The organism is Desulfurobacterium crinifex, from assembly GCF_054656775.1.
Genome location: NZ_BAAHXO010000004.1, coordinates 1,238,368 through 1,263,570, shown reverse-complemented (window position 1 = coordinate 1,263,570; position 25,203 = coordinate 1,238,368). Strand labels below are relative to the sequence as shown.

The window sequence follows — 25,203 nt, the reverse complement described above, 5'->3', positions numbered from 1 at the left end:
CTGATCTCAACGTTCACAAGGAGATAGAAGAGCTTAAATCTCTTATCAGAGATATCCCGGACTTTCCGAAACCTGGAATCATGTTTAAAGATATCACTCCTCTTCTCCACAAACCCTGGGCATTTCAAAAGATAATTGACTACATAGGAAACAGGTATATAGGACTTGGCATCGACATTGTTGCAGGAATAGAGTCAAGAGGCTTTATCTTGGCTTCAGCCCTTGCATACAAAATAGGAGCTGGTCTTGCAATCATTAGAAAACCAGGAAAGCTTCCATACAAAACCATAAGTGCAACATATACACTGGAGTATGGAGAAGATAAGATAGAAGTTCACGAAGATGCAATTCAAGAAGGAATGAAAGTTGTCCTTATTGATGATGTCCTTGCAACAGGCGGAACAATGAGCGCAGCAATTGACCTTGTTGAAAGACTTGGAGGGAACATAATCAGTATTGATTTCCTCTTAGAGTTAACATTCCTTGGTGGAAGGAAGAAGATAACGGACAGAGGCTATCCTGTATTTTCGCTTATAAAGTTTTAATTTTAGTGATTACTAAAACTCTTTCTCAGAAAATTGGCTGGAAATTTAACCCTTTTTAAGGTGCGCCCCGGCGCACCTTATGTAACTTTGAAAATAGAAGTCAACAAAACTATTTTTTTCTTATTCAAAGTCATCTAAAATGAACTTAGAACTGGAGAAATACGGTGATAAAGATAGTTTTACCAATCTGTTTCGTTGTAATCTCTTTTGTTAATGCTTTTGCATCACCAGAATACAAGGAAAAGCTATTACCAGACTTTGCATCAACAGTATATGATAGAGAAGAACATATTATTGGCTTTTTCTACACTGGAAAATTCAGGCTTTATGCTCCCTATAGGGAAATACCTGATATCCTAATTAAAGCAGTTATAACAGCAGAAGATGAGCGTTTCTTTGAACATAAAGGCATAGACCCTCTGGGTATCCTCAGAGCAGCTATAACTGACATATCAAAAGGAAAAGTTGTCCAGGGTGGAAGTACGATTACTCAGCAATTAGCGAAACTAATATATCTATCTCCCAAAAGAACAATAGATAGAAAATTGAAGGAGCTCGCTCTCGCAAGAGAGCTGGAAGAGAAACTGACAAAAGATGAAATTCTTGAACTCTATCTCAACTACGTTTACCTCTCAAACGGTGCATATGGTGTAAAAGCCGCTGCCTGGACCCTATTTGGAGTAACAGACTTAAAGCAGCTTACACCTGCTCAATGTGCATTGCTGGCAGGAATTATCAGAGGTCCGGAATACTACAATCCTTTTAAATACCCTGAAAGAGCAAAGAGAAGAAGAAACTTCATCCTCAAGAAAATGCTTAAAGCAGGTTACATTTCAAAGCAAGAATACGAAAAAGCCATAGAAGAACCACTTACACCTTTAGAAAAACCTAACAGACCAAGAACGGCAGGTTACGACCTTGATCTTGTAAAGTTTGAAATAGCAAGAAAAGGAATAGTTCCATACAATTCCATCTTCTCCAGAGGTTACACAATAAAGACAACAATAGACGAAGAAATTCAAAACTTTGCTCAGGAAGTTCTTTCAAAATACGACCAGAAGTATTCAGAACTCCATAAACTTGAAGATCTTCAGTGTGCAGGAATGGCAATAAACAAAAAGGGAGAAGTCCTGTTCGTTGTTGGAGGTAAAGACTACAAGACGAGTAAATTCAATAGGGCTTTTCAAGTACTAAGACCGATAGGCTCAACGGCTAAACCGATAACTTACTTAACCGCTTTTCAGAATGGATGGTCTCCGCTTGACTATATCTCTAATGAGCCACTGGAGATACCAACTGGTCAAATTGATAATGAAACTGGAGAAGAGAAAATCTGGAAGCCGGAGAACTATTCAGGAAAGTTCTCTCCATTTATTCAGGTAAGAAAAGCTCTAATGAATTCTGTAAATGTAGCAACCATATATCTTGCAATGCACTTTCCGCAAGATGTAAGAAAAAACCTGATTACTTTTGAACTTATAAAGAAAGACGCACCTTTTGATCTTTCATATGTTCTGGGAAGTTTTCCTGGTAACCTTTACAGAATTGTAAGAGCTTATTCAGCCATCCAGGATAACGGAATTTTGAAAGAACCTTATGTGATAAGAGAAGTTAGAACTAAAGAGGGAAATAAAATCTACCGTGGATATCCGACAATCAAGCCTGTTTCCGATCCATTCTCAATTCAACTTTTAAGATCAATTCTTCAGGATGTAGTTAAAGAAGGAACGGCGAGAAGAATTTCTTACTTGACCAACTGGTTCGATGTGGCAGGAAAGACAGGAACAACAAACGACTTTAGAGATACATACTTTACAGGATTCACAACATCATTCATCATGAGTGTCTGGTTTGGAAGAGACAGTTACGAAACCATGTGGAGAGGTGCTACAGGAGGAGGAGTAGCTGCACCCCCATGGGCTGAAATTGCAAAGAGACTCTGTTCAAAATACGGCTGTGGGCAGCTTGAACCTCCTTATGAAGAAATAGTTAAAAACTATCCACCTCCGACTCATTTCCCTGAAGAGGAAATGAAGGAAATTTACTACGATGAATTGATAAACTCAACAGATGAAGCAAATGATGAAAGAGCAGTAAAAACTATCAATTAGAATATCGGGCTGGGTATCAAAAAAGTGGCGTTAAGTCAAGTGTTATAATTGCCACACAAATTTATGGAGGTACTTCCGTGGAGAAAATAATTCCTGTTCCTATAGAAGATGAAATGAAACAGTCCTACCTGAATTACGCAATGAGCGTAATTGTAGGTAGGGCATTACCGGATGTTAGAGATGGATTGAAGCCTGTTCATAGAAGGATTCTCTACTCAATGTATCAGCTTGGTTTATATCCAGATAAGCCTTACAAAAAAAGCGCGAGAATCGTTGGAGAGACCCTCGGTAAGTTCCATCCACACGGTGACACAGCAGTTTACGATGCTCTTGTCAGAATGGCTCAGGAATTCTCAATGAGATATCCACTTATTGATGGACAGGGTAACTTTGGTTCTATTGACGGTGATTCCGCAGCAGCTATGAGATACACGGAAGCAAGGCTTTCAAAGATTTCAATGGAGCTTTTAAGAGATATAGAAAAAGAAACTGTTGATTTCAGACCCAACTTTGATGAAAGCTTAATGGAACCAGAAGTTTTACCTGCTCGCTTCCCGAATCTCCTCGTGAACGGTACATCTGGAATAGCTGTTGGAATGGCAACTAACATTCCTCCTCACAATCTTAAAGAGGTCTGTCGAGCAGTTAAGTATATGGTTGACCACGAAGAAGCTACAACTGCCGAACTCCTCCAGTTTGTCAAAGGTCCTGATTTTCCCACAGGAGCCGAAATCATAAATCCTGAGAACTTGCAAAAGATTTACGAAACCGGACGGGGAAGCGTAACAATTAGAGCAAAACACTCCATTGAAGAGGTAAGAAAGAAAACAGCCATCGTAATTACTGAATTGCCTTATCAGGTAAATAAGGCTACTCTCATAAAGCAGATTGCAGATCTTGTCAAAGAAAAAAAGATAGATGGAATTTCTGATATCAGAGACGAATCTGACAGAGAGGGAATCAGGGTAGTTATTGAACTGAAAAGGGATGCAACACCTGAAGTTGTCTTGAATAAACTCTACAAATTTACCCCTCTTCAGACAAACTTCAACTTTAACATGATTGCCCTTATAAATGGTGAACCGAAACTTTTAAACCTCAAAAGTTACTTGAAAGAGTTCATCGAGTTTAGAAGAGAAGTTATCCTTAGAAAAACCGCTTATGAGCTAAGAAAAGCAGAAGCAAGACTTCACATTTTAGAGGGTCTAAGGATTGCTCTTGAAAACATTGATCGAGTAATTGAAATTGTCAGAGGTTCTGAAAGCCCTCATATTGCTCAGGAACTCCTCGAAAAAGAGTTCGGCCTTTCTGAAAAGCAGAGCAAAGCAATCCTTGATATGAGGCTCCAGCGACTTACTGGACTTGAAAGAGAAAAGATCGACTCTGAGTATGAATCTCTCAAAAAAGACATTGAATACTATAAATTTGTTCTCTCAGACAAAGAAGAACAGAAGAGACTCATAAAGGAAGAGGTTGATGAAATCATCAAGAATTACGGTGATGAGAGAAAAACAGCCATAGTTTCCAAAGAGTCTGAAATTGACATCGAATCAATGATAGAAGAAGAGGAAGTGGTAATTTTCCTTACCCACAAAGGCTTTGTTGCAAGGACTTCTGCAAAGAGCTACAGAACTCAGGGAAGAAGTGGAACCGGTGTCAGAGGAATAAAAACCAGAGAAGGGGACTTTGTCAAAGATGTAATTACTGCATCTTCAAAAGACTACCTCTTAGTATTCACAAATCAAGGAAAGGTTTATTGGTTGAAGGCTTATGAAATACCAAAAACAGAAAAATCAACCCGTGGACAGTCAATAAGAAACTTCCTTCCGGGAATGTCCGGAACAGAAGTTGTATCAAGAATTATCCCTGTGAAAGATTTTTCAGAGAAAAAAGATATCTTCTTCGTCACCCAAAGGGGATACGTTAAAAGAACACCTCTTTCCGAGTTCTCCAATCCACGGTCAACAGGAATCAACGCTATAAACCTTGAACCAGGCGACAGACTCGTTTACGTTGGACTTGTCGATGAAAAAGATAACCTCCTCCTCATTTCAAAGGGTGGAAGAGCCATAAGGTTCCACGTTCAGGACGTTCGCCAGATGGGTAGAAGTGCAAGAGGTGTTAGAGGAATGCTTTTAGATCCTGAAGACAGAATTGTGGCTGGAACTGTTGTCCAACCTGACGATGTTTACCTACTAATCGTTATGGAGAAAGGATACGGAAAGAGAGTATTACTTTCTGAGTTTCCTCTCCAGAGAAGAGGTGGTAAAGGATTGATTGCCGCTAAACTCAGTGAGAAGAGCGGAAAGATAGTTGACGCAACTACTCTAAAAGATGAAGAACCTGTAATAATTGTTTCAAAGAACGGAAAGATCATTAGAGTAAATAGCGGTGATATTCCCGTTTACGGCAGACATACAAGGGGTGTAAGAATTCAGAGACTCTCCGACGACGATGTAGTTGTATCAGTTTCAAAAGTTCAGGAAGAACTGGAGGAAAGCAATGATTGACATAAAACTTGTTAGAAAAGAACCAGAAAAAGTTAAAGAGCTTCTCTCCAGAAGAGACAAAAAGTACGCTGCAATGGTTGATGAGCTCCTTGCTGTCGACAGCGAAAGAAGAGCTATCATCTCAGAAGTTGAGGAACTAAAGGCAAAAAGGAATAGATATTCAAAGGAAATAGGGAAACTCTTCAAGGAAGGAAAGAAGGAAGAAGCCCTTAAACTGAAATCGGAAGTAGAAGAGATATCCGAGAAGATTGTAAGCCTTGAAAAAGACCTTGCAGACGCAGAGAAAAGGTTTGAAAAAATAATCCTTTCAATTCCGAACCTGCCTCACGTTAGTGTTCCTGTTGGCGAAGATGAAGAAGACAACGTAGTAATCAGATACTGGGGTGAAAAGCCACAGTTTTGTTTTGAGCCTTTACCTCACTGGGATATCGCAAGGGAACTTGACATTCTCGATTTTGAGAGAGCCACAAAGCTCGCAGGTTCAAGATTTGTTATTTACAAAAAGTGGGGAGCAAAATTAGAAAGAGCTTTGATCAACTTCATGCTTGACCTTCATACAACAGAACATGGTTATGAAGAGATAATCCCACCTTTTCTCGTCAACACAAAGACGATGACTGGAACAGGACAGCTTCCGAAGTTTGAAGAAGACCTATACAAGATTGAGGGTGAAGATCTCTGGTTGATTCCAACAGCAGAAGTTCCCCTGACTAACATCCACGCTGGAGAAATTCTTTCGGAAAAAGAACTACCAAAGTACTATACAGCTTACACTCCATGTTTCAGGAAAGAAGCTGGAGCTCATGGAAGGGATGTTAGAGGAATAATGAGGCTCCACCAGTTTAACAAGGTTGAGCTTGTTAAAATCGTTCATCCGGACAAGTCTTATGAAGAACTCGAAAAGCTCGTTAGAGAAGCCGAGAAAGTCCTGCAGCTTCTTGGTCTTCACTACAGGGTCGTGGAGCTCTGCACGGGAGACCTTGGATTTTCTGCTGCAAAAACTTACGACATTGAAGTCTGGATACCTTCACAGAATAGGTACAGAGAGATTTCCTCTTGCTCAAACTGTGAAGACTTTCAGGCAAGGAGAGCAAAGATAAGGTTTAGAGACAAGGATGGTAAAACAAGGCTTGTCCACACACTTAACGGCTCAGGTTTAGCTGTCGGAAGGACTGTAATTGCAATCCTTGAACAGTACCAGCAGGAGGATGGTTCCGTTATCGTTCCAGAGGTTTTGAGAGATTACATTAAAGTCGACATATTAGCTGGTTGATTAAGGTAGATAATTTGGAATCCAGAAAAGGTTTTACACTTGTTGAACTATTATTTGTCATCGTAATAGTTGGAATTCTTTCTTCCCTGGCAGTATCGAGTGTTATCAATTGGGTACATAGAGTCAAAGTTAGAAATTTTGCGGAAGAAACACTTTCTGATTTGGAGTGGGCAAGAGTTTTAGCTTTCAAAAAGGGAAGCAGTAAAGTGGAATTTCAAAACGATAAATACCTGATATACGTTACATCTGATTCCAGCACTCCGATTAAGGAGAAAGTAGCTCCTGAAGGAATTACCATTATAACTAATCTGACTTCAGGAGAGGTAGAATTTAGAAGGAACAAACTTCCCGATAGAGCTGGAAGTATTAAAATAAATGGTTTTGGAGTCGAGTATAAGATAGTTATCAATCACATTAGTGGAAGAATCTACTTAGAAAAAACGCAATGAAAAGAAAAGGCTTTTCAATTATTGAGGTTTTAGTAGCGCTGGCTATTTTCTCTATAGCCATTCTCGGGATTGGAGCTACAATACTCTACAATATCAAATTCGCAAAAATAAATAGATTTAGAGAGTTAGCTTGTTATAAGGCTGATAGACTTCTAAACTATCTGTCTTCTCTTCCTTATACTAATCCCTGTCTTGACATTGGGAATAGAACCTGCGAAACAGACACCGGAGCCTGTTGTAATGGTTTGGCAGGGGATCCAGGAGTTAGCTATTCCGTAGAAAACTTGGGAGTGGATACAGATATTAAGAAAATATCGGTAACCGTGAAGTTCAAAAGTGGTGATTACGAAGGAGAAGTTTCTCTCGAACAGATTAAAGGAAACTGGTAATGAGAAAAGGATTTACTTTAATAGAACTTCTCGTTGGAGCCTTAATAGGTATCATAGTAATTGGAGCTACCGGTTTTTTCTTTTCTTATGGCTATCGTTTGATTTTAAATACTCTTTCTACCTCAAGAGGTAATATTTCTATTTTTCAAGTAGTGGAAATAATCAACTCTGACTTGAGAAAGGCAGGGTATGGAATAGAGGATTCAACCACTTATCACCCTATCGACTGGGATTCAGGAAAACTTATTATTAGATACGTTGATTATGAAAAGAATGATATAGATTGTGAAAATGAAACTTTCGGAGACAATAACACCCCTCAGTGTGATTACGTTATTATCTATCAACTTAAAAATAATAACCTATATAGGTCTGTTGATGAAGGAGCAAACGGTAACAGCTCTTCTGCTCCTATGTTCGATGGAAACCTGATAAAGATAGAAGGTTTCTTCGTCTCAATAGATAACACAACTCATGCAGTAGAATATACTATTAACAGCACAACTCAGGAAGGAAATTTCACGATAGGAGATACAATTATCTGTAGAAACTGGAAATAAAGGATATTCAGTTAAAAGTTTTTTGAATTCCCCCTTCGTAAGGGGAATTCTCCTGTCCCCTTTGAAAAAAGGGAAAACGTTTTAGCAGTTTTTGAAGAGGAATGCCAAATAAAGTTTCAGAGTTCGGTTATGAAAGCAAGAAAAGGTTTCATACTTGCGACAACACTTGCAATTATTACCATTCTAACAGTAGCGGGAGTCATTGGTACATACATTGTAACGAAAGAAACAAGATTGACTGTTGACACTTCAGACTCTATAAAGGCTTTAAAAGCTGCTGAAAGTGGTGTGGAAATAGCATTAGCAAAGTTAAAAAAAGGAGAAATCCCCTCTTCTCCTCTCAACGGAACTATAAATGGTGCGACCTATGAAGTTACAGTTAGTGAAGTGAGTAGTGGATATTCTATAGTTTCTGTAGGTGAAAAGGACGAAGCAGAAAGGACAATAAAAGTATTCGTACAAAAAGTAGGTACTTCCTTCTACCCATTTGCAATTAATGGAGAACTTAAGATAAATGACTTTAATGACCTCGGTTCGGGTGGATGGACAGAAGCAATAGTAACCGTCAAGGAAATTCCTAACGAGCTGAGAGAAGCTTTGGAAAATGCTAATTTTACTGTAAATATAAGATCCATTGATATTAATCTTCCCAAAGTCGCAGATTTAGACACTTCCAATTTTTACCCTCCTGAAAGTGAGTGCGATTACGGTAATTACAATGCAAATGCAACTTACAGTGAACTACATTTCGAGGATCAAAATGGAGATGGCAAAATTGTAGTTTGCGGTAAGAACATCACCTTAGACCGTACTTTAATTCGCTTTAATGATGATTTAACAGTGGCAGCAACAGGTAGTATATATTTTACTCCAAACACAACGCTGAAGAAGGACACAGGCAGTACTTCTAATCTCAGTCTCATTGCTGGCGGAGAAATGGTATTTGACAGGAACAGTAATATTGATTTTGCTGGAGCAGATGCCGGTTTTAATATACTAATTTACGCAAAAGAAGGTATTGTAAGTGAAGATACAACCGGTCAATGGATTTCTATATCAGGAAATCAAAATACAGAAAATACATCTAATCTTCTCATTTTGACCCCTGGAGAAATAAAAGTTAATAGAGATCTTGTCGATGACACTGCAGTGACGAGGAAGGATGTAAATTTCCTAATATGGGCAGACAAAGGAATCTATAGTAGCAACGGAGGATTTGACATATCTGGTCATTCAGAGACAGTAAGAAATTTTGCTGTTATTGTTCCAGATGGAAACGCCACCTTTGACCGTTGGCAATTTACTGGTAGTGAAGATAGAAGTGGCTTGACTTATGAAGACATAATTAACTACTGTGATGATGATACAATCCCCGACTTTTATAGAAATATCTTCTGTCAATTAAAGGATCAAATAGGAGGCAGTTCTTCGAGAAGTAGAATGCAAATAAAAAGTTGGAGAATTTATTAGAAATGTAATTCTTCCTTGCTTCTTCAAAACTCCTGACTTCGTTATAGCCAATATTATTTTATTCTCCAAAACTCTAACTTTCAGGAGGTTGTAATGAAAGATTATCCAATCTGGCATCCATGTACACAGATGAAAGATCATGAAAAGTATCCTCTTATAAAGATTGTCAAAGGAAAAGGAATATATCTTTATGACGATAAAGGTAAAAAATATATCGATGCTATATCTTCATGGTGGGTAAATTTGTTCGGGCATTCCAATGAAAGATTAAACAATGCTTTAAAACAGCAGGTTGAAAAGTTAGAACATGTCATATTCGCAAATTTCGTTCATGAACCCGCCTTAAAGTTAACTGAGAAGTTACTAAAAATCGTTCCTAAACCTCTTTCTAAGGTTTTCTTTGCTGATAACGGTTCAAGTGCCGTGGAAGTGGCAATGAAGATGAGTTTTGGCTATTTCAAAAACAAAGGAGAAATAAGAAACAAATTCGTTTATTTGGATAGTGGATATCATGGAGAAACCTTAGGAGCTCTATCAGTATGCGGAGAAGAGCTGTATAGTGAGATGTATAAGGAAATTATGATTAGTAATATCAGAATAAAGGGTCCTGATTGCTTTAGATGCCCTTATGGAAAAGATAGGGACACCTGTGATGCAGAATGTTTTGAGTTTATGGAACAGGCTTTATTGCAGCATAAAAAGGAAATCTGTGCAGTTTTAATTGAACCCATTGTCCAGTGCGCTGGAGGTTTTAAGATTTATTCTCCAAAGTATTTACAAAAGTTAAGAAGCTTGACAAGAGAGCTTGGAATTCATCTCATTGCGGATGAAATTGCCGTTGGTTTCGGGAGAACTGGTAAAATGTTTGCCTGTGAACATGCAGGTATCACTCCAGATTTTATGACCCTATCCAAAGGAATTACGGGAGGTTATTTACCACTGTCAGTGGTTTTGACTACGGATGAAATATACGATGCCTTTTATGATGATTACACATCTCTTAAAGCCTTCTTGCATTCACATAGTTATACTGGAAATCCACTTGCTTGTGCTGTAGCAGTAGAAGTTCTTAATATTTTCGAAGAAGAAAATATTCTGGGAAAGAATAAAGAAAAATATCAATACCTGCAGAAAAGAGTCAAGGAAAAATTTTCAAACTATAAGTTCTGTGGAGAAGTAAGGTATAAGGGATTTATCGTAGCAGTAGAACTTGTGAAAAATAGGGAAAATAAAGAACCCTTTGATTGGAAAGAGCGGATAGGATTTCAGATTTATAGAAAGGCTCTTGAGAAGGGAGCTCTCCTCAGGAACCTGGGAGACGTTATCTACTTCATGCCTCCATACGTTATTGAACTTGACGAGATTGATAAGCTTGTGGATATTGCATATAGTGCAACGAAAGAGGTACTTGGTGAGTAGTGAAGAGTAAGTAGTAAGAGGTAAAGAGTGGAGAAAGTAAAAGTGAATGGAAAGTTAAAAGTGCATATTGTGGGAATTGGTGGAATTGGAATGTCTGGTATTGCCCTTGTTTTAAAGGGGCAGGGGTATGAAGTTCAGGGGTCGGATATCAAAGAGAGCTCCATGGTTAAAAAACTTAAAGAAAAGGGAATAGAAGTTTTTATAGGTCACAGAGCAGAAAACGTTCACGGTGCAAGTCTCGTAATTCACTCTTCAGCAGTAAAGCCTGACAATGTGGAGCTTCTTGAAGCAAGAAGACTTGGAATTCCCGTTATCCCACGAGCTGATATCCTATCGGATATAATGCGTTTTAAGGAGGGAGTAGCTGTAGCAGGAACTCATGGAAAAACCACTACCAGTTCTATGATAGCAACAGTTTTCCACATGGCTGGGCTTAAACCAACTATCTTAGTGGGAGGAAGACTCTCTATTCTTGGTGGAGTCAATGCTCAAAGCGGTGATGGAAACTGGCTCGTGGCAGAAGCTGATGAGAGTGATGGAACATTTTTAAAGCTTACGCCCACGATTTCTGTTATTACAAACATAGATGCCGATCATATTGACCATTATGGCTCTTTTGAAAATTTAAAGAGAGCTTTTGTGGAGTTTGCCAATCGGGTTTCCTTTTACGGAAAGGTTTTCCTCTGTGGGGAGTGTCCTAACATCAGAGGAATTTTGCCAGAAGTGTACAAAAGAAAGGCGATTTATGGATTTAATGAAGAGTTTGATCTCTATGCGGGAGAAGTTACCTCCATGGGACTTGGCTCAATATTTAATGTTTACTATAAACAGAAAAAACTTGGAAGGATTAAGCTAAACGTCCCAGGGAGACACAACGTTTTAAACGCCCTTGCTGCTGTTGGAGTCTCTTTAGAAGCAGGAGTTCCTTTTCCTTATATTGCAGAAAGCCTTGAGGCGTTTAGAAATGCCAGTAGAAGAATGGAACTGAAAGGAACAGTTAATGGAATCACTTTTATTGATGATTATGCTCATCATCCAACGGAGATAAAAAGTTCCTATGAAGCTCTGAAAACTTCCTTTCCAGAGAGAAGAGTTGTTGTTCTTTTCCAGCCACACAGGTTTTCTAGGACGAGCCTTCTCTGGAAGGAGTTTGTTGAAGTTTTGAAAGAGATAGATAATCTTTACATTTCTGATATTTATCCTGCTGGTGAAAAGCCTATTGAAGGTATCAATTCAAGAAAGCTGGCAGAAGAGTGTGGTGCTGTCTATGGAGGTTCCCTCCAGGAAGCCTGCAAGACTATTAACTCCGTGCTGAAGCCAGGAGATGTTTTCCTTTCAATGGGTGCTGGTGATGTAACAAAAGCCTTTGAGCTCATCACAGGAGCGTAGTATGGATAGTAAAACCGTTTACCTTTTTGATGGGACAAGTCTTGCATATAGAGCTTTCTATGCAATAAGGGATCTTTCAACCAGTACGGGATTTCCCACAAATGCTATATATGGCTTTATCAGGATGTTTCTCAAGCTCTACAAAGACTTTAAACCAGAGTACGTTGCTGTAGCCTTCGATGTAGGAAAGAAGACCTTTAGAAACGAGCTCTTAAAGGAGTACAAGGCAAATAGGAAACCTACTCCTGATAACTTCAAGGTTCAACTTCCCTACATAAAGAGGTTTTTAAAATGTCTCGGGGTTACCGTTCTTGAAAAAGAGGGTTACGAAGCTGATGATATCCTTGGAACTGTTGCTAAAAATTTGGCATCGGAAGGGCGCAGAGTTTTTATAGTTACTCCCGATAAAGATATGAGACAGCTCATTGATGAAAAGATTTCTGTGATTGCGATATCAAATAAAACTGGGCTGAAGAAAATCTACGATCTTGAAGCATTCAGGAAAGAGTATGGAGTTAATCCACAACAGATTCCAGATCTTTTTGGCCTTGCAGGGGATTCAATCGATAACATTCCCGGTGTTCCGGGGATAGGAGAGAAAACAGCTAAAAAGTTAATTGCCGATTTTGGGAGCCTTGAAGGTCTCTATGAAAACCTTGATGAACTAACTCCAAAGAGAAAAGAACTTCTGGAAAAGTTCAAAGAGCAAGCGTTCTTAAGCAGAGAGCTTGCGAAGATCGATACAAACGTTCCCATGGATGTTTCTCTTGAAGACCTGAAGGTAAAGGAACCTGAGGGTAAGTGTCTCGGTGAAATACTGAAAGAACTGGAGATGAAGAGTATAGTTGAAGAGCTAAAAAAACTCTTCCCCGGTATAGACTTTGGAGAATTTGATGAAGTTGAGAAAAGCAAACAGATATCCAAGGAAGAGATTAAGAAAAAAGTTCAACCTGTTGACCTCTTTTCAAGTCCGGAAGTTGCACTTATCCACGATGTAGATCCCATTGTTGCTGTTGATGAAGGGTATGTAAAAATTGATTTTGAGGAGATTCCAGATTTTCTGCCAGAAAGAGGAAAGATTTACACTTTCAATCTGAAGTCTCTCTACCATAGAATGGGAGAAAGAATTAAGAAGTTTCCTTTTGTGGATCTTTCGATCTGTGAGTACCTTCTGAATCCTCTCCAGAAGGGTTATTCGTCAAAGGATATCTTGCAAAGAAGACTTGGAATTATGAGCCTTGATGACATAAAGGATTACGCTCACCACACTTTAAATGCTGGAAGGGAGATACTAAAAGAACTGAAAAAAAAAGGTCTTGAGAAACTTTACAAGGAAATAGAACTCCCTCTGATTTACGTTCTTTATAAAATGGAGAAAAGAGGGGTTCTCTTTGATAGGGAATATCTTGAAAGCTTTGGCAGGGAGCTTGATGAAAAAAGCAAAAATATAGAAAGGGAAATCTTTGAAATAGCAGGAGAGGAGTTTAACCCTAACTCTCCAAAGCAACTTGCAAATATCCTCTTTGAGAAGCTCAGGCTAAAACCTCTCAAAAGGACTAAAAGTGGATACTCCACAGATGTGGAAACCCTTACCAGCTTAGCTTTAGAAGGACATAAGATTGCGGAGCTCCTCCTTGAGTATCGAAAATTAACAAAGCTCAACAGCACTTTTGTAAAAGGAATTCTCAAACACATGGACGAGATGGGAAGGGTTCACACAACATTCATTCAAACTGGAACGGCAACGGGCAGGCTCTCAAGTGCTGAACCCAACCTGCAGAACCTTCCCGTTTCAGATGAGATCTCAAAGAAAATCAGATATGCTGTAACTGCACCGGAGGGCTATACCCTTGTCTGGGCTGACTACTCTCAAATTGAGCTTCGAGTCCTTGCCCATCTATCGGGAGATGAAAAGCTGATTGAAGCTTACAGAAAAGGTAGAGATATTCACACAGAAACAGCTTCCCATCTTTTTGGTGTTTCACCTGATGAAGTTGATGAAAAACTCAGAAGAGTTGCCAAAACAGTTAACTTTGGAATCATCTACGGTATGAGCCCCCACGGTTTGTCAGAACGTCTTGGAATTCCAGTGAAAGAAGCAGAAGAGTATATAGAGCGTTATTTTGAAAAATTTCCACGGGTAAAGGACTACATAGAAAACACCTTGAAAGAGGCTTACGAGAAAGGCCACGTAAAAACAATCTTTGGAAGAGTGAGACCTCTTCCTGAGCTACGATCTTCAAATCGGAACATAAGAAGCTTCGGGGAAAGAGCTGCGGTAAATGCAACCATTCAGGGCTCTGCGGCAGACATAATGAAACTGGCGATGGTAAAGCTTTATAAAAAGTTAGAGAAGCTTGGAGCTTATATGGTTCTTCAGGTTCACGATGAAATAGTGATTGAAGCACCGGAAGAGAAAGCTGAGGATATTGTGCAAACCGTCAAAGAAACGATGGAAAATGTTATAGAACTTTCAGTTCCACTGACGGTTGATGTAAACGTTGGAAAGCACTGGAGTTAATCTTTTTCTTTAAGGAATTTTTCAATTACTTCCTGTAGCGTTCCGGTGGTTCCTGTTTCTATCTCTATTCCAAACTGGTCAAAGAAGAATTTTGCCTTTTCTCCTATTCTTCCGGCAATGACCTTCTTAACACCGTAGCCAGCCAGTATTTCTGGAATCATACCCACACTGTGTTCAATAGATGGGTTGGCGAAAATATCAATTTTTGCTTCTCCTTCTTTGAGGGTAACTATTGCAAAGTAAGGAGATCTTCCAAAGTGTTCGCAAATTGGAGCATCAAGCCCAGAAGTGTTTTCAACGGGAATGGCAATTTTCATCGCTTCCTCCTGAGTGTTTATTTATTGCTACTGTTTTCCCTTTCAATTTTATCTAATCAAAAATCAACCTCACGAAACATCAAAAGAATGACTGATTATGTGACTGTTTTCCCCAGTTTTTGCTAAAATTTCTCCAACCAGAAGGGTGAGGGGTACTCTTGTATACAATTAAAATTTTATTATGTTTTTGTTTTCTACTTTCCGTACCAGCTTTTGCAGGAAAGTTTGTATCGGATTTTCCCGTCGGTAATGGTTTTCAGACAGTATCTCTTTACTACCTTGAAGAAAAAGTGCTTAACAACAATCTCCTTTTAAAGGACAAAGAGACGGAGATAAAGATACTTCAGGAGAGTCTTGAAAATTTCAAAGGGGAAAACCACGGAGATGTTTCAGTTGGTTTGACTTACTATCCATCTTCTTCTTATTCAGATAACATTATTGGATACAAATATGGAATTTCCGGCAGGTGGAGATATCCTCTTCTCGGTCAGTATGGAGACATGAAATTTAAAGAGGAAGAATTAAAAACTCTCATTAACGTAAAAAAAGCAGAATATGAACGATTAAAGAACAAATTACTTTACGATTTACGCAGCGCCTACATGAACTACTACTACAGCTATATGGTTGAGGATAAGCTCAAGAATGCAATCTTTGAGCTCCAAGACATTGAAGCACGATTAAAGGAGCGCTACAACAGGAAACTCTCACTCTGGACAGATGTCTTGACTGTTGACACTCTCATAACAAAACTCCGAGCCACTCTTGCAGGGATTTACGAGAACAGATTGAAAAGTCTGGCAAGAATAAGGACTTTGATTGCAGATCCTTATCTTCCCGATTTTGTTCCACAGCTTGAGTACGATAAGAACTTAGTTAATCTTTACCTACCGCCTTCAAACGAGCTGGTTGAGTTTGCTAAGGAGCACAGGAAGGACATAGAGTTTGAAAAGAAGGCTTACGAACTCCTGAACAGGGCTGCCAAAAACTATTCGGACACCTATCCTAAGGCCTGGGTGAGTGTTCTCGGTTCTGCAACCTCTTACGACCTAGACACCTTTGATTCTGGAATAGGTTTTTCCTTAGATTTCTCCTTCCCATGGAGGAAGTCTCAGGCAGAGAAGGCTCTAAAAGCAGAGAGAAAGCTAAGGGCACAGAGGGAAGGCATCCGGGTAAAGCTTGCAAAGACAGAGCTCATTACTGCCATTCAGAATGCCGTGAGCAACTTTGAGATTTACAGAAGCAAGTACGCTGCCTTCAAACAGGAGTACGAAACGGTAAAACAGAACAGGGAAGTTTTTGAAAAGAGACTGAATGCCGGATTGTACAGCGGAGGGGACGGACTCATAAAGCTGGCTTCCCTCATAAACCAAGAGGTTGGAAGTTATAATCTTATGATGGACAGCATGAAAAACATGCTTGTCCACTACTTTTCCATTCTGAACTCCATTGGGGTTAGAGAGCTTCCCTGGATAATGCGGATGACTCCCGTTAACTATGTTTCCTACGTACCTCCTCCACGTCTCCAGACGGACATTTCTGGTGTTTTGCTTTTTTCCTATGTCTGGAGTTCTAAGAAGTTCCTGGGGAATCCATCCCTTGAGGCAGGTTTTATCAAGGAGTGTGAATCAATAGGTCTTGATGGCATTTACCTCTCTCTTGACGGTAAACAGATAAAGGAATTCCTCGGAACCTTTAAAGGAAATCAGAAATTAATGAAGTTTATCTCCCTTGCTAAATCCAGAGGTTTAAGCGTACAGCTACTACTTGGAGAAAACACCTGGATATACCCTGAAAACAGGGATAAACTGATAGAGATTGTCAAACTCTTCAACAGGTTCAACAGAATGGTTGGCGCGTATGGTTTCGACGGTCTGCACCTTGACATAGAACCCCACGCTCTGTCAGAGTGGAAGTTTGAAAGGGCAAAGTTGGTCAGTTTCTATGTAGAAACCCTTTCAGAAGTTAAACAGGTTTCAGAAAAGCCCGTTTTTGTAGACATACCTCCAGGCTATCTGAATGTTCCCTTTCAGGGGAAACCTCTGGCAGAAAAGGTTTTTCAGATTGCTGACGGCATCAATGTGATGGCGTATTCAACCAACATCAATTACTTGAAGCGTGTTTCATCGGATTTCTACAGCTTAGGAATGTCATACAGGAAGCCTGTTACCATAGCCCTTTCTGTTGAAAGAAATCTCAGCGACATGGAAAGCTTTTACCGTAGAAACATATCTAACCTTAAAAAGGCAATAAGGGTAATAAAAAACAGTGGAATAGATTCTGTAGCCTTTCAGGACTTTAAGAACCTTGTTGACTACCTCAAAGAAGTTTCGCTCAAGTTTGAGCGGACGTTCCTGGTTAATGTTTCTCTACCATCAAAACCTGCTAAATCTATAAAATCTGCCACCATTCCTAAGGTTCAGGGAATTGTCGGTGGTGTAAACGTTGAACTTAAGTTTTTTCACACTTTCTCCTTACCACGGAAAATCATCATCGGGCAAGAAAGATGAAAAGATTTACACTAACAAAAAAACTGAAAGAAAAGGCAAGTGCTCCCATTCCTACAGAGATAGAAAGACCTACAGAGAGGAAGGAACCACCACTCAGAAAGTGGTTTTTCAGAAGTTTTCTCCTCATTATCTTCCTTGGAATTGTCTATATAGTTTTTAAGGATGTTATATTCGTTGAGATAAAAGGACTTGTAAAACCGGAGAAAATAACTGTTAAAGCCCCGTTTGATGGTACCTTTATAGCTTTTGCCTCTATTGGAGATGTGGTAGAGAAGGATCACCTTATCGGAAAGATCTACAACAGTAAAGTAGAGTCAGGGATAAAATCCCTGCAGGAGACCCTTAAACTCCTTCTATCGTGGGAAGATAGATTAAAAGAGGAAAACTCTCTGAGGAGAAAACTTGAGAAGTTGACCCTCTCTACCAGAACCTACTCTTTATCTGATCCGATTACTCTTAGAAAGGAGCTCCGGTCTCTTTATAGAGAGAGGGAGAAGCTCGTTGAGATGGCTGCTGACACTGAAGAAAGACTCAAAAAGTTAAAAGCCCTTGTTGAGATAGGAGCCGCTACGGAGCTTGAAGTAGAGAAAGAAAAAGAAAAACTGATAAAGCTCAAAAGAGAAATAGATCGGGTTAACAGCAAGACAGCTCAGATTGAAGGAAAGTTAAAAAAAGCAAAGGAGTTAGAGAAGTTAATCAAGTCCCTTAAGGGCTCCCCTTCTCCCCTGATTACCTCTCTCTCTTCGATTGATTTTCAGATAGATAGGGTAAAGCAAAAGATAAACGAGCTTAGTTCCTCTGTCGCTCTATCCTTAATAAAGTTTCCATTTAAAGTTAAAGTTTCTCAGATTGCAACTACAGGTTCTTACCTTTCAAAAGGCGATAACGTGGTAACAGTCTTCAACATGAATAACTACTTTGTTGAAGCCTACTTCCCACCAAAAGAAGCAAAAAAGATTCACATAGGTGATCGCGTAAAAGTTCTCCTTCCAACGGGAGAGAAACTGGAAGGAGTTGTTGAAGCTTTTGAGCCAAACCTTATCCTAAAACCTAACGTCCTTGTTGGACCTCTTGAAAAAAGAACTCTTGTCCTACCCGTAAAGATAAAGCTGATAAACCAGGAGGGAAGGAGCATTGTTTACGAGAATATGCCTGTTACTGTTCTTCTTGGCGGTTAATGGAACCATTTACGCCCAGGAAATAAGTGTAGATTACAAGGTTTTGTCCCAGAGGGGGGAAATCTCCCGCAGAGTTGACGTTACTTTTTACTGCCCCTCTGGAAATATCAGAGACTATACTCTAACTGTTTCAGGAAAAAAGAACAGTATTAATGTTACCATCGGCTTTAAGGGTAAGAGCATAAAGGTTTTTCAGAAAACTGAAGAAGGACAGAAAATAACAAAAGCACTTCTGCTTACAGTTGATCCCCTTTCTGGAGAAATTCAGGAAAAGAGGAAAGTTTCATTCTCAAGAGGCAAACTCTCCATAAAAGGGCTTTCCGATAGTAGCGTTTACAGATTAACCTACGTAGTTGAGGACAACAGGAAAAAGAAGATCCTCATTCCACCTTTTGTTAAAATTGGCGATTCTCCAAAAAGCGGTGGAATCAGCTTTACCGTTCCTATCTTCTTTAACAAAGGTTCGTATAATCTTTCAGAAAAAGAACTTTTCAGGTTACAGAAGTTAAGACCGCTTATCAACACCTGTCGGGTTAAAATTACAGGGTATTCAGACAGCACGAAAATAGTAAAAACAAACGTTAAAACGAACGAAGAGCTTGCAAAATTAAGAGCCATCTCTGTTAAGAGAGTTCTGGAGGGAGAAAGTGATTGAATTTGAACAAATTCCAGTCGTGATATACGAGCATACACCTGAACTCATCCACCTAAAAGAGGAAACATCAGAGGGTCCTCAAGGACTACCGTTTGAGCTCCGCCCATTTTTTTCTATCTTTTCTGAGTCTATAATCTCGCCTTCAGTTAAAGATGCAGTTTTTGAACTAAAAAAGAAAAACCTTATGGTTGATCCTCACTTTTTTTACATCTTTGCGGAGAGGGAGAGTTTTCTGAACGAAAGCGTGATCTCAATAAGGAGGGATCCACTAACATCCCTTTCACCCATTTTTGTGAACATGACGCCATTTGGGGAGACCCTGGAGATAGTGGATGGAGTTTTCAGGGGTTTTTCAGATTCTATGATAAATAGGTCACGAGAAATATGGGAGGTTCTCAACAAGCTGAATCCTAACCCTTACGCTGTAACTCTTCCTGAAAACTGGAGAATCAACTACCTAAGATTCCTCCTCTCAAGGGAAAAAGATGAGGAAAGACCCTTCTTAAGCAGAGATTCCGTTTACGGTTTTACTTGGCCTGTTGCTTATTACATTCTGCGGACAAAAGAGAAAGGAAGGGAACTTGATGATCTGGAACTGCTTGAAAACCAAGGACTTGTTTCATCAGAGGAAGTAAACAAAACATCTCTCTGTCCTGCCTGCAGTTATTACAACCTCATATTTCGTGAAGTGTGCCCAGCCTGTGGGTCTATAAGGATAAGGTTGGTTGAATTCATACACCACTATTCATGTGGTTACATTGGTCCCGTTGAGGAGTTTATAAAGGGAGAAAAACTCTTCTGTCCAAAGTGTCACGAAACTTTAAAACACATAGGCGTTGACTACGATAAACCCCTTGAGAAGTACATCTGTGCTGACTGTAAAACCCGTTTCTTAGAACCAGAGGTTGACGTTTTGTGTGCCAACTGTAAAAAGAAATGGGCTCCAGAGGAAGTTATCAGCTCCTTTATAAAAAAGTTCATGATAACTCCTCTTGGAAAAACAGTGGCTGTTGAAGGGAAGCTACCCATAAATATATTTGAGGAACTCAGTGTCTCCTTAGGAGTGATAAATTTCAGTGCTTTTATGTACATCCTTGAGAAGTTTATGAGAATAAACAACAGGTATCCTGAAAGGCAGTTCTGCGTTGTTGCAATCCTTTTTAGGATAAAGGATGAAGTACTGGCAGAGATTCCCCTTAAAATAAGAACTTTTTTAAAGGACCTCGTTAGGATTATAAAGGATAACTCCAGAGAATCAGATATCATAAGTACTTCAGAAGAAAAATTTATTTTTATTCTCCTTCCGGAAACGCCACCAGAAGGAGGAAGCAGCGTAAAAGAGAGGCTTTCTCAGAAAGTGGAAAGGCTACTTAAGAAAAACAAGCTCTCAGACTTTGTTCGGTTTGTTGTCTCTTTAAGGTGTGTTCCTTTCCACATAAAGGCCTCTACAGCTCAAGAAGTTATTAACTCACTAATTAAAGAGCTTGAACAGTCATGATAGATTTCTTCTTTTCCTACTTTCACGCAGTATGGGTTTACTTTAACAACATTATTTTTAACACTTCTCTCCTTGAGAAGATAGTCCTTGTTCTTCCTTACATAGTTTTTGAGCTGCCTTTTGCTGTTGGTATGGTAGTTATCCTTATTCTAAAGTACTACTTCGGTTTCTTCCACAGAAGACGTGCAAACTACTTTCCAAAGGTAACAACTATAATTACAGCCTACAACGAGGGGGAAGATGTTTATAAGTCTATTGGCTCAATTCTCCACCAAGATTACCCCGGTTTCATAGAGATAATAGTTGTAGTTGATGGTGCAAAAAAGAATATAGAAACTTACAGAGCAGCAAAGAGGTATGAAGGTTACTACTCAGAAAAGAAAAGGCAGGTTATAGTCCTCCCAAAGTGGGAAAGGGGAGGAAGAGCAAGCTCTCTAAACCTCGGACTTAACCACGCAACGGGTGAGATAACTATGGCTCTTGATGGAGACACATCTTTTGACAATGACATGGTAAGAAAGGCAGTCTCCCATTTCTGGGATGATAAGGTCGTTGCCGTTTCGGGAAACCTGAGAATAAGGAACTGGGAAAAATCTGTAGTTACAAAACTTCAGTCTATAGAATATTCAATTTCCATATATATGGCTAAACAGTTCCTTGACGCTTTTGGACTCCTCAACAACGTTTCTGGCGCCTTTGGAATTTTCAGAACAAACTTTCTTCGTTCCATCGGCGGATGGGATGCAGGAACTGCAGAAGACCTTGATCTTACACTCAGGATAAAGAAGTATAAATCAATGTATCCGGACATAAAGTTTGCGTTTGCAGAAGATGCCATCGGTTTGACAGACGGTCCAGAAAACTGGAAAGGAATTCTCAAACAGAGACAAAGGTGGGACGGTGATCTGGTCTATCTCTTCTTTAAAAAACACACTTTTGCACTTAATCCTCTCCTGACCGGGTTAAAAGAGGCTTTCTACCTTTACTATGCAACGCTCATTCAACAATTTATCTTGCCAATTCTGGTTATCCTCTACTACATAAAGCTCTTTTTAAAATTTACCTTCGTTGAGGTTCTTGCTATCATTACTTTCATATACCTGATCTATTTCCTGCACACCTTTTTCCTCATGCTCTTTTTTGTAACCGTTGTATCGGAAAGGAAACACTGGGACGTAAAACTTATTCCCTACACAATCTTCTATCCCTTCTATGGATTTCTCCTAAGAATCAACTCCCTCTATGCTTACATTGATGAAGCACTGTTTGATGCCCACAGAAGGACGGGATACGTTCCCCCGTGGGTAGCAAGGAAAACTAAGTTTTAGTTTTTTCCCAGAGAAAAGTCCTTTCAAGTCCCTCTTTAAGGGAGTATTTAAACTTAAAGCCCAAAGCCTTCAGTCTGGATGTGTCTGCAACAGAACGCCTTATATCCCCTTCCCTTGGAGGAAGGAATCTCAGAGGGGGAATTTCCCCGGCTATTTCTTTCAGAGTCTCAAGCAAATCAAGGAGTGAGGTCTCTTTTCCCGTTCCGACGTTGTAAACGTTTCCCGACGTTTCCTTCTTCTCTTCTGCTATAAGTAGTGCTTTAACAACATCTTTAACGTAGATGAAATCCCTCGTTTGTTTCCCGTCACCGAAGACGTCTATGGTCACATCTTCCCCTTTCAGGTAGCGGAGAATTCTGTTTATGAAGATTGAAATGACTCCAGAATAGGGAGAAGAGGGATCCTGTCTTTCACCATAAACGTTGAAGAACCTCAGGGCTGTTGCTTTGATCCCATAGAGGTGAAAGCTATTTACAGTATATCTTTCGGAGGCGTACTTGTCCGCTCCGTAAGGGGTAATTGGTTTTACCGGCATATCTTCCCTCTTTGGGAACTCCAAAAGATCCCCATAGACTGCTGCTGAAGAGGCAAAGATAAATCTTTCAACTCTGTACTTTCTGGAAAATTCTAAAAGGTACATCGTTCCATCAAAGTTGACCCTGTGGGTAGTTACAGGCTCTTCTACCGATTTAAACACAGAGGCAACTGCTGCCAGATGGAATACTGTTTTAAAACTATAACTGTCAAACAGGTTTTTTAGAAGGTTCTGGTCGGTAATGGAACCCACTATAAGCTCTAAGTTTTCTGATTTTGGAAGATTTTCCCTCTTTCCTGTTGAAAGGTTATCCAGGACTACAACTTTTCGTCCCTGATTTAGTAGTGCTTCTACAAGGTGAGAACCTATAAAGCCTGCCCCTCCCGTTACGAGTGTAGTAGTCATAGATAGAACCTCCAAGCTTTAAATTGGTATATTATAGCGCTATGGAATTCAAAAGATGGCAGAATCTGAGCGAGATTGTCCTAGCTTACGTCGAGGAGTTTGTATCTGACTACAACCTTAGAGAGTCCGTTCTTGTTGAGCTGGAAGAGTTTGCAAAGGAAAACAAAGTTCCAATTCTCCTACCGTCGGCCGCGGCTTTCCTGCGGTTCCTTGTTTCAGTGTTGGAACCAAAGAGGGTGCTTGAGATTGGGACGGGAATAGGCTACAGTACGCTTAACATCTACTACGGTTATCCGGAAGCGAAGATTTTCACAGTTGATTCAAACAGGAAGAGAATCACCATTGCAAAGGAGTTTTTCAAAAAGGTGGGAGCTCCCATAAAACTCCTTGAAATGGATGGATTTGACGCTATTAGGGAATTCCTATCCAGAGGGAAAACATTTGATCTGATCTTCATTGACTCTGTAAAGTCGGAGTATCCGTTCTTCAATTACAAGGTTCAGTCTCTCCTTACAGACAGAGGCATTGCCGTTTTTGACAATGTTCTATTTAGGGGATATGTGGTAAAAGAGGATATCCCATCTAAGTATGAGCGATCTGTTTCTCTGTTGAGAAAGTTTTTGAAGGAAGTCAAAGAGTATCCTGGTTTTGAAACGTTCTTAATTCCAATAGGTGACGGATTATTATTACTAAAACGCAAATTTGTGTTATAATTTGCGCTGGGTTCCGAGTCTGACTACCTACGGGGCAAATGCCCTATGGGGTCAGACCGATAGGGTATGTCTGGAAACGGGCATGCCTCCCGGATTGGAAAGGAACCCAAAGAACCTGCAATTTAAGGGGCCAGTTCCAATCCGGGGCTGGCCCCTTAATTATTTTAGGAGGAGGTGTTAAGATGAGAAAGAGCTTACTCGCTCTGAGTCTCGTTCTTCTCTCTTCTCAGGCTTTTAGTCAGGAGGTCTCAAACGAAGAAATCCTCCAGAAGCTCCAGCAACTGGAGCAAAAAGTCAGCCAGCTTGAGGAAGAAAACAAAAAGTTAAAAAGTCTCCTCAAGAAATCTGGCTACACAGTGACACCCCGTAAGAGAACAGAAAAGCTCCAGGTTGATGGAAGAGTCCTATTCAGGTTCTCTCAAGCCGAAGATTTAGATGAAGGTGAAAACACTATATACGGTGACCCAGGAAATGGATTCATCATTAGAAAAGCAAGAGTCAAGTTCCACGGAAAACTAAACGATAACACCGGTTATATGATTCACATCAGAGCTGACAGGGGAAGTAACGTAGAACTCTGGGATGCTTACATTGACTACAAGTTTGACTCAATTCCTCTCTCTTTAAAAATGGGACAGTTTAAAGTTCCCCTTTCTATGTCCTACCTGAAGTCGGGAACAACTCTCTGGTTTCCCGAGAGACCTGTTGCAGTTAACAAAATTGCTCCTGTCTGGAGAGATGTCGGTATAGCAGCAACTTACGTTCCTTTAAAGAACTTGAAGTTTACTGCTTCTATCCTCAATGGAGAAGGATGGAGTTCTGACAAGGTTTATAACAAGGACAAGAAATATCTCTACACTTTTGCAGTTGATACAGTGCCAGTCAACAATGAAGATTTCAGATGGAGAGTCATAGCTGGATATGAAACAGGTTACGACAGATACTCTAAACTTGTCTATACAGCTTATAAAGCTTCTGTTGTAAAGAGAAATCTCTTTGATGTTGAAACAAGACTCGACATAAAACCCTTAGGTTTAGCTCTTGAGGGAGGATACCTCTACGACAATCCAACAGATGCAAAAGACAGCAGTGGTAACCCTGTAAACCTTGGAAATGCGAAAGGTTTCTACATTCAGGGAGATTATGCAGTACCTACTATCAAAGGACTACACCTTGTAGGAAGGTATTCCTGGCTTGATCCAAATGACAATGTTGACGATAAGAACGATGTTGACTACACAAGTGTTGGTTTTTACTACCTCTTAAACGGCTGGCAGGCTGCAGTTAGGTCAGCTTATATCTGGGCAAATGAAAGACACGGAGACGAAATTGCTAACAACCTGTTTGTAACTGAATTCCAACTTCTCTTTTAGATAAGAGGGAGGTGCCGAAGGCACCTCCCCTTTTCAAAACCATGAATGTAAAAGG

The 25,203-nt window shown here is 39.8% G+C and carries 20 protein-coding genes and 1 riboswitch; of the genes, 18 read left to right on the top strand and 2 right to left on the bottom strand.

Annotation, left to right across the window (positions count from 1 at the left end; all coding sequences use genetic code 11):
* Window positions 1-23: 23 nt before the first annotated feature.
* The 11 genes from ACYQ3A_RS08505 to polA all read left to right on the top strand — a co-directional run bounded on the left by ACYQ3A_RS08505 (window position 24) and on the right by polA (window position 14,636).
* Window positions 24-545, top strand: coding sequence for an adenine phosphoribosyltransferase (locus tag ACYQ3A_RS08505; protein ID WP_459897448.1), 522 nt, complete (start codon window positions 24-26; stop codon window positions 543-545).
* 164 nt (window positions 546-709) lie between these two features.
* Complete coding sequence (locus tag ACYQ3A_RS08500; protein ID WP_459896870.1) at window positions 710-2,656, top strand: transglycosylase domain-containing protein; 1,947 nt, start codon at window positions 710-712, stop codon at window positions 2,654-2,656.
* Window positions 2,657-2,733: 77 nt separating this feature from the next.
* Window positions 2,734-5,166 (top strand): DNA gyrase subunit A, encoded by a 2,433-nt coding sequence (gyrA, locus tag ACYQ3A_RS08495; RefSeq protein WP_459896869.1) that lies wholly within the window; start codon window positions 2,734-2,736, stop codon window positions 5,164-5,166.
* Window positions 5,159-6,439 (top strand): serine--tRNA ligase, encoded by a 1,281-nt coding sequence (gene serS, locus ACYQ3A_RS08490; protein ID WP_459896868.1) that lies wholly within the window; start codon window positions 5,159-5,161, stop codon window positions 6,437-6,439. Before gyrA ends, serS begins: the two co-directional genes overlap by 8 nt.
* Before the next feature lie 14 nt (window positions 6,440-6,453).
* The gene (locus ACYQ3A_RS08485; protein WP_459896867.1) at window positions 6,454-6,888 is read left to right on the top strand and encodes a prepilin-type N-terminal cleavage/methylation domain-containing protein; all 435 of its coding nucleotides are present in this window, start codon (window positions 6,454-6,456) and stop codon (window positions 6,886-6,888) included.
* Entirely contained in the window at window positions 6,885-7,277 is a 393-nt protein-coding gene (locus ACYQ3A_RS08480; RefSeq protein WP_459896866.1) for a type IV pilus modification PilV family protein, read from the top strand. Before ACYQ3A_RS08485 ends, ACYQ3A_RS08480 begins: the two co-directional genes overlap by 4 nt.
* A complete protein-coding gene (locus ACYQ3A_RS08475) occupies window positions 7,277-7,837 on the top strand; it encodes a PilW family protein (RefSeq protein WP_459896865.1) in 561 nt (186 codons plus the stop codon). Before ACYQ3A_RS08480 ends, ACYQ3A_RS08475 begins: the two co-directional genes overlap by 1 nt.
* A gap of 129 nt (window positions 7,838-7,966) precedes the next feature.
* A complete protein-coding gene (locus tag ACYQ3A_RS08470; protein WP_459896863.1) occupies window positions 7,967-9,307 on the top strand; it encodes a pilus assembly PilX N-terminal domain-containing protein in 1,341 nt (446 codons plus the stop codon).
* A 93-nt stretch (window positions 9,308-9,400) separates the two neighbouring features.
* Window positions 9,401-10,726 carry an adenosylmethionine--8-amino-7-oxononanoate transaminase gene (gene bioA, locus ACYQ3A_RS08465; RefSeq protein ID WP_459896862.1) on the top strand — a complete coding sequence of 442 codons (1,326 nt, stop codon included), beginning with the start codon at window positions 9,401-9,403 and terminating at the stop codon, window positions 10,724-10,726.
* Window positions 10,727-10,768: 42 nt separating this feature from the next.
* Complete coding sequence (murC, locus tag ACYQ3A_RS08460; RefSeq protein ID WP_459897447.1) at window positions 10,769-12,115, top strand: UDP-N-acetylmuramate--L-alanine ligase; 1,347 nt, start codon at window positions 10,769-10,771, stop codon at window positions 12,113-12,115.
* Window position 12,116: 1 nt separating this feature from the next.
* On the top strand, window positions 12,117-14,636 hold the full coding sequence (polA, locus tag ACYQ3A_RS08455) for a DNA polymerase I (protein ID WP_459896861.1): 2,520 nt from the start codon (window positions 12,117-12,119) through the stop codon (window positions 14,634-14,636).
* On the opposite strand, the gene ACYQ3A_RS08450 is transcribed toward polA, so the two are convergent.
* Complete coding sequence (locus ACYQ3A_RS08450) at window positions 14,633-14,953, bottom strand: NifB/NifX family molybdenum-iron cluster-binding protein (RefSeq protein ID WP_459896859.1); 321 nt, start codon at window positions 14,951-14,953, stop codon at window positions 14,633-14,635. The genes polA and ACYQ3A_RS08450 overlap by 4 nt on opposite strands.
* A 158-nt stretch (window positions 14,954-15,111) precedes the next feature.
* On the opposite strand from ACYQ3A_RS08450, the gene ACYQ3A_RS08445 reads away from it, so the two are divergent.
* The 5 genes from ACYQ3A_RS08445 to ACYQ3A_RS08425 are packed head-to-tail and all read left to right on the top strand — an operon-like array spanning window position 15,112 to window position 22,122.
* Window positions 15,112-17,463 carry a TolC family protein gene (locus ACYQ3A_RS08445; protein ID WP_459896858.1) on the top strand — a complete coding sequence of 784 codons (2,352 nt, stop codon included), beginning with the start codon at window positions 15,112-15,114 and terminating at the stop codon, window positions 17,461-17,463.
* Entirely contained in the window at window positions 17,460-18,641 is a 1,182-nt protein-coding gene (locus tag ACYQ3A_RS08440) for an HlyD family secretion protein (protein WP_459896857.1), read from the top strand. The genes ACYQ3A_RS08445 and ACYQ3A_RS08440 overlap by 4 nt, the downstream gene beginning before the upstream one ends.
* Complete coding sequence (locus ACYQ3A_RS08435) at window positions 18,598-19,296, top strand: OmpA family protein (RefSeq protein WP_459896856.1); 699 nt, start codon at window positions 18,598-18,600, stop codon at window positions 19,294-19,296. Before ACYQ3A_RS08440 ends, ACYQ3A_RS08435 begins: the two co-directional genes overlap by 44 nt.
* Complete coding sequence (locus tag ACYQ3A_RS08430; protein WP_459896855.1) at window positions 19,289-20,794, top strand: TackOD1 domain-containing metal-binding protein; 1,506 nt, start codon at window positions 19,289-19,291, stop codon at window positions 20,792-20,794. The genes ACYQ3A_RS08435 and ACYQ3A_RS08430 overlap by 8 nt, the downstream gene beginning before the upstream one ends.
* The gene (locus ACYQ3A_RS08425; protein ID WP_459896854.1) at window positions 20,791-22,122 is read left to right on the top strand and encodes a glycosyltransferase family 2 protein; all 1,332 of its coding nucleotides are present in this window, start codon (window positions 20,791-20,793) and stop codon (window positions 22,120-22,122) included. Before ACYQ3A_RS08430 ends, ACYQ3A_RS08425 begins: the two co-directional genes overlap by 4 nt.
* Here the strand turns inward: ACYQ3A_RS08425 and ACYQ3A_RS08420 are convergent.
* A complete protein-coding gene (locus tag ACYQ3A_RS08420) occupies window positions 22,112-23,062 on the bottom strand; it encodes an NAD-dependent epimerase/dehydratase family protein (protein WP_459896853.1) in 951 nt (316 codons plus the stop codon). The two genes, ACYQ3A_RS08425 and ACYQ3A_RS08420, sit on opposite strands and share 11 nt — an antisense overlap.
* A gap of 41 nt (window positions 23,063-23,103) precedes the next feature.
* Here ACYQ3A_RS08420 and ACYQ3A_RS08415 point away from each other — a divergent pair, with 41 nt between their 5' ends.
* Together ACYQ3A_RS08415 and ACYQ3A_RS08410 are read left to right on the top strand one after the other, a co-directional pair.
* Window positions 23,104-23,775: an O-methyltransferase gene (locus tag ACYQ3A_RS08415; RefSeq protein WP_459896852.1), complete on the top strand. Its 672-nt coding sequence runs from the start codon at window positions 23,104-23,106 to the stop codon at window positions 23,773-23,775.
* Window positions 23,775-23,896, top strand: a riboswitch (molybdenum cofactor riboswitch). (Overlaps the previous gene by 1 nt.)
* Window positions 23,897-23,957: 61 nt before the next feature.
* Window positions 23,958-25,148, top strand: a complete 1,191-nt coding sequence (locus ACYQ3A_RS08410; RefSeq protein WP_459896851.1) for a porin — start codon at window positions 23,958-23,960, stop codon at window positions 25,146-25,148.
* Window positions 25,149-25,203: the final 55 nt, after the last annotated feature.

Excerpts from the sequence above, each read along its gene's own strand:
- ACYQ3A_RS08420 (WP_459896853.1), bottom strand. The coding sequence starts at position 23,062 with ATGACTACTACACTCGTAACGGGAGGGGCAGGCTTTATAGGTTCTCAC.
- polA (WP_459896861.1), top strand. The coding sequence starts at position 12,117 with ATGGATAGTAAAACCGTTTACCTTTTTGATGGGACAAGTCTTGCATAT.
- bioA (WP_459896862.1), top strand. The coding sequence starts at position 9,401 with ATGAAAGATTATCCAATCTGGCATCCATGTACACAGATGAAAGATCAT.
- ACYQ3A_RS08415 (WP_459896852.1), top strand. The coding sequence starts at position 23,104 with ATGGAATTCAAAAGATGGCAGAATCTGAGCGAGATTGTCCTAGCTTAC.
- ACYQ3A_RS08480 (WP_459896866.1), top strand. The coding sequence starts at position 6,885 with ATGAAAAGAAAAGGCTTTTCAATTATTGAGGTTTTAGTAGCGCTGGCT.
- ACYQ3A_RS08425 (WP_459896854.1), top strand. The coding sequence starts at position 20,791 with ATGATAGATTTCTTCTTTTCCTACTTTCACGCAGTATGGGTTTACTTT.
- ACYQ3A_RS08410 (WP_459896851.1), top strand. The coding sequence starts at position 23,958 with ATGAGAAAGAGCTTACTCGCTCTGAGTCTCGTTCTTCTCTCTTCTCAG.
- ACYQ3A_RS08475 (WP_459896865.1), top strand. The coding sequence starts at position 7,277 with ATGAGAAAAGGATTTACTTTAATAGAACTTCTCGTTGGAGCCTTAATA.
- ACYQ3A_RS08440 (WP_459896857.1), top strand. The coding sequence starts at position 17,460 with ATGAAAAGATTTACACTAACAAAAAAACTGAAAGAAAAGGCAAGTGCT.
- ACYQ3A_RS08470 (WP_459896863.1), top strand. The coding sequence starts at position 7,967 with ATGAAAGCAAGAAAAGGTTTCATACTTGCGACAACACTTGCAATTATT.
- serS (WP_459896868.1), top strand. The coding sequence starts at position 5,159 with ATGATTGACATAAAACTTGTTAGAAAAGAACCAGAAAAAGTTAAAGAG.
- ACYQ3A_RS08450 (WP_459896859.1), bottom strand. The coding sequence starts at position 14,953 with ATGAAAATTGCCATTCCCGTTGAAAACACTTCTGGGCTTGATGCTCCA.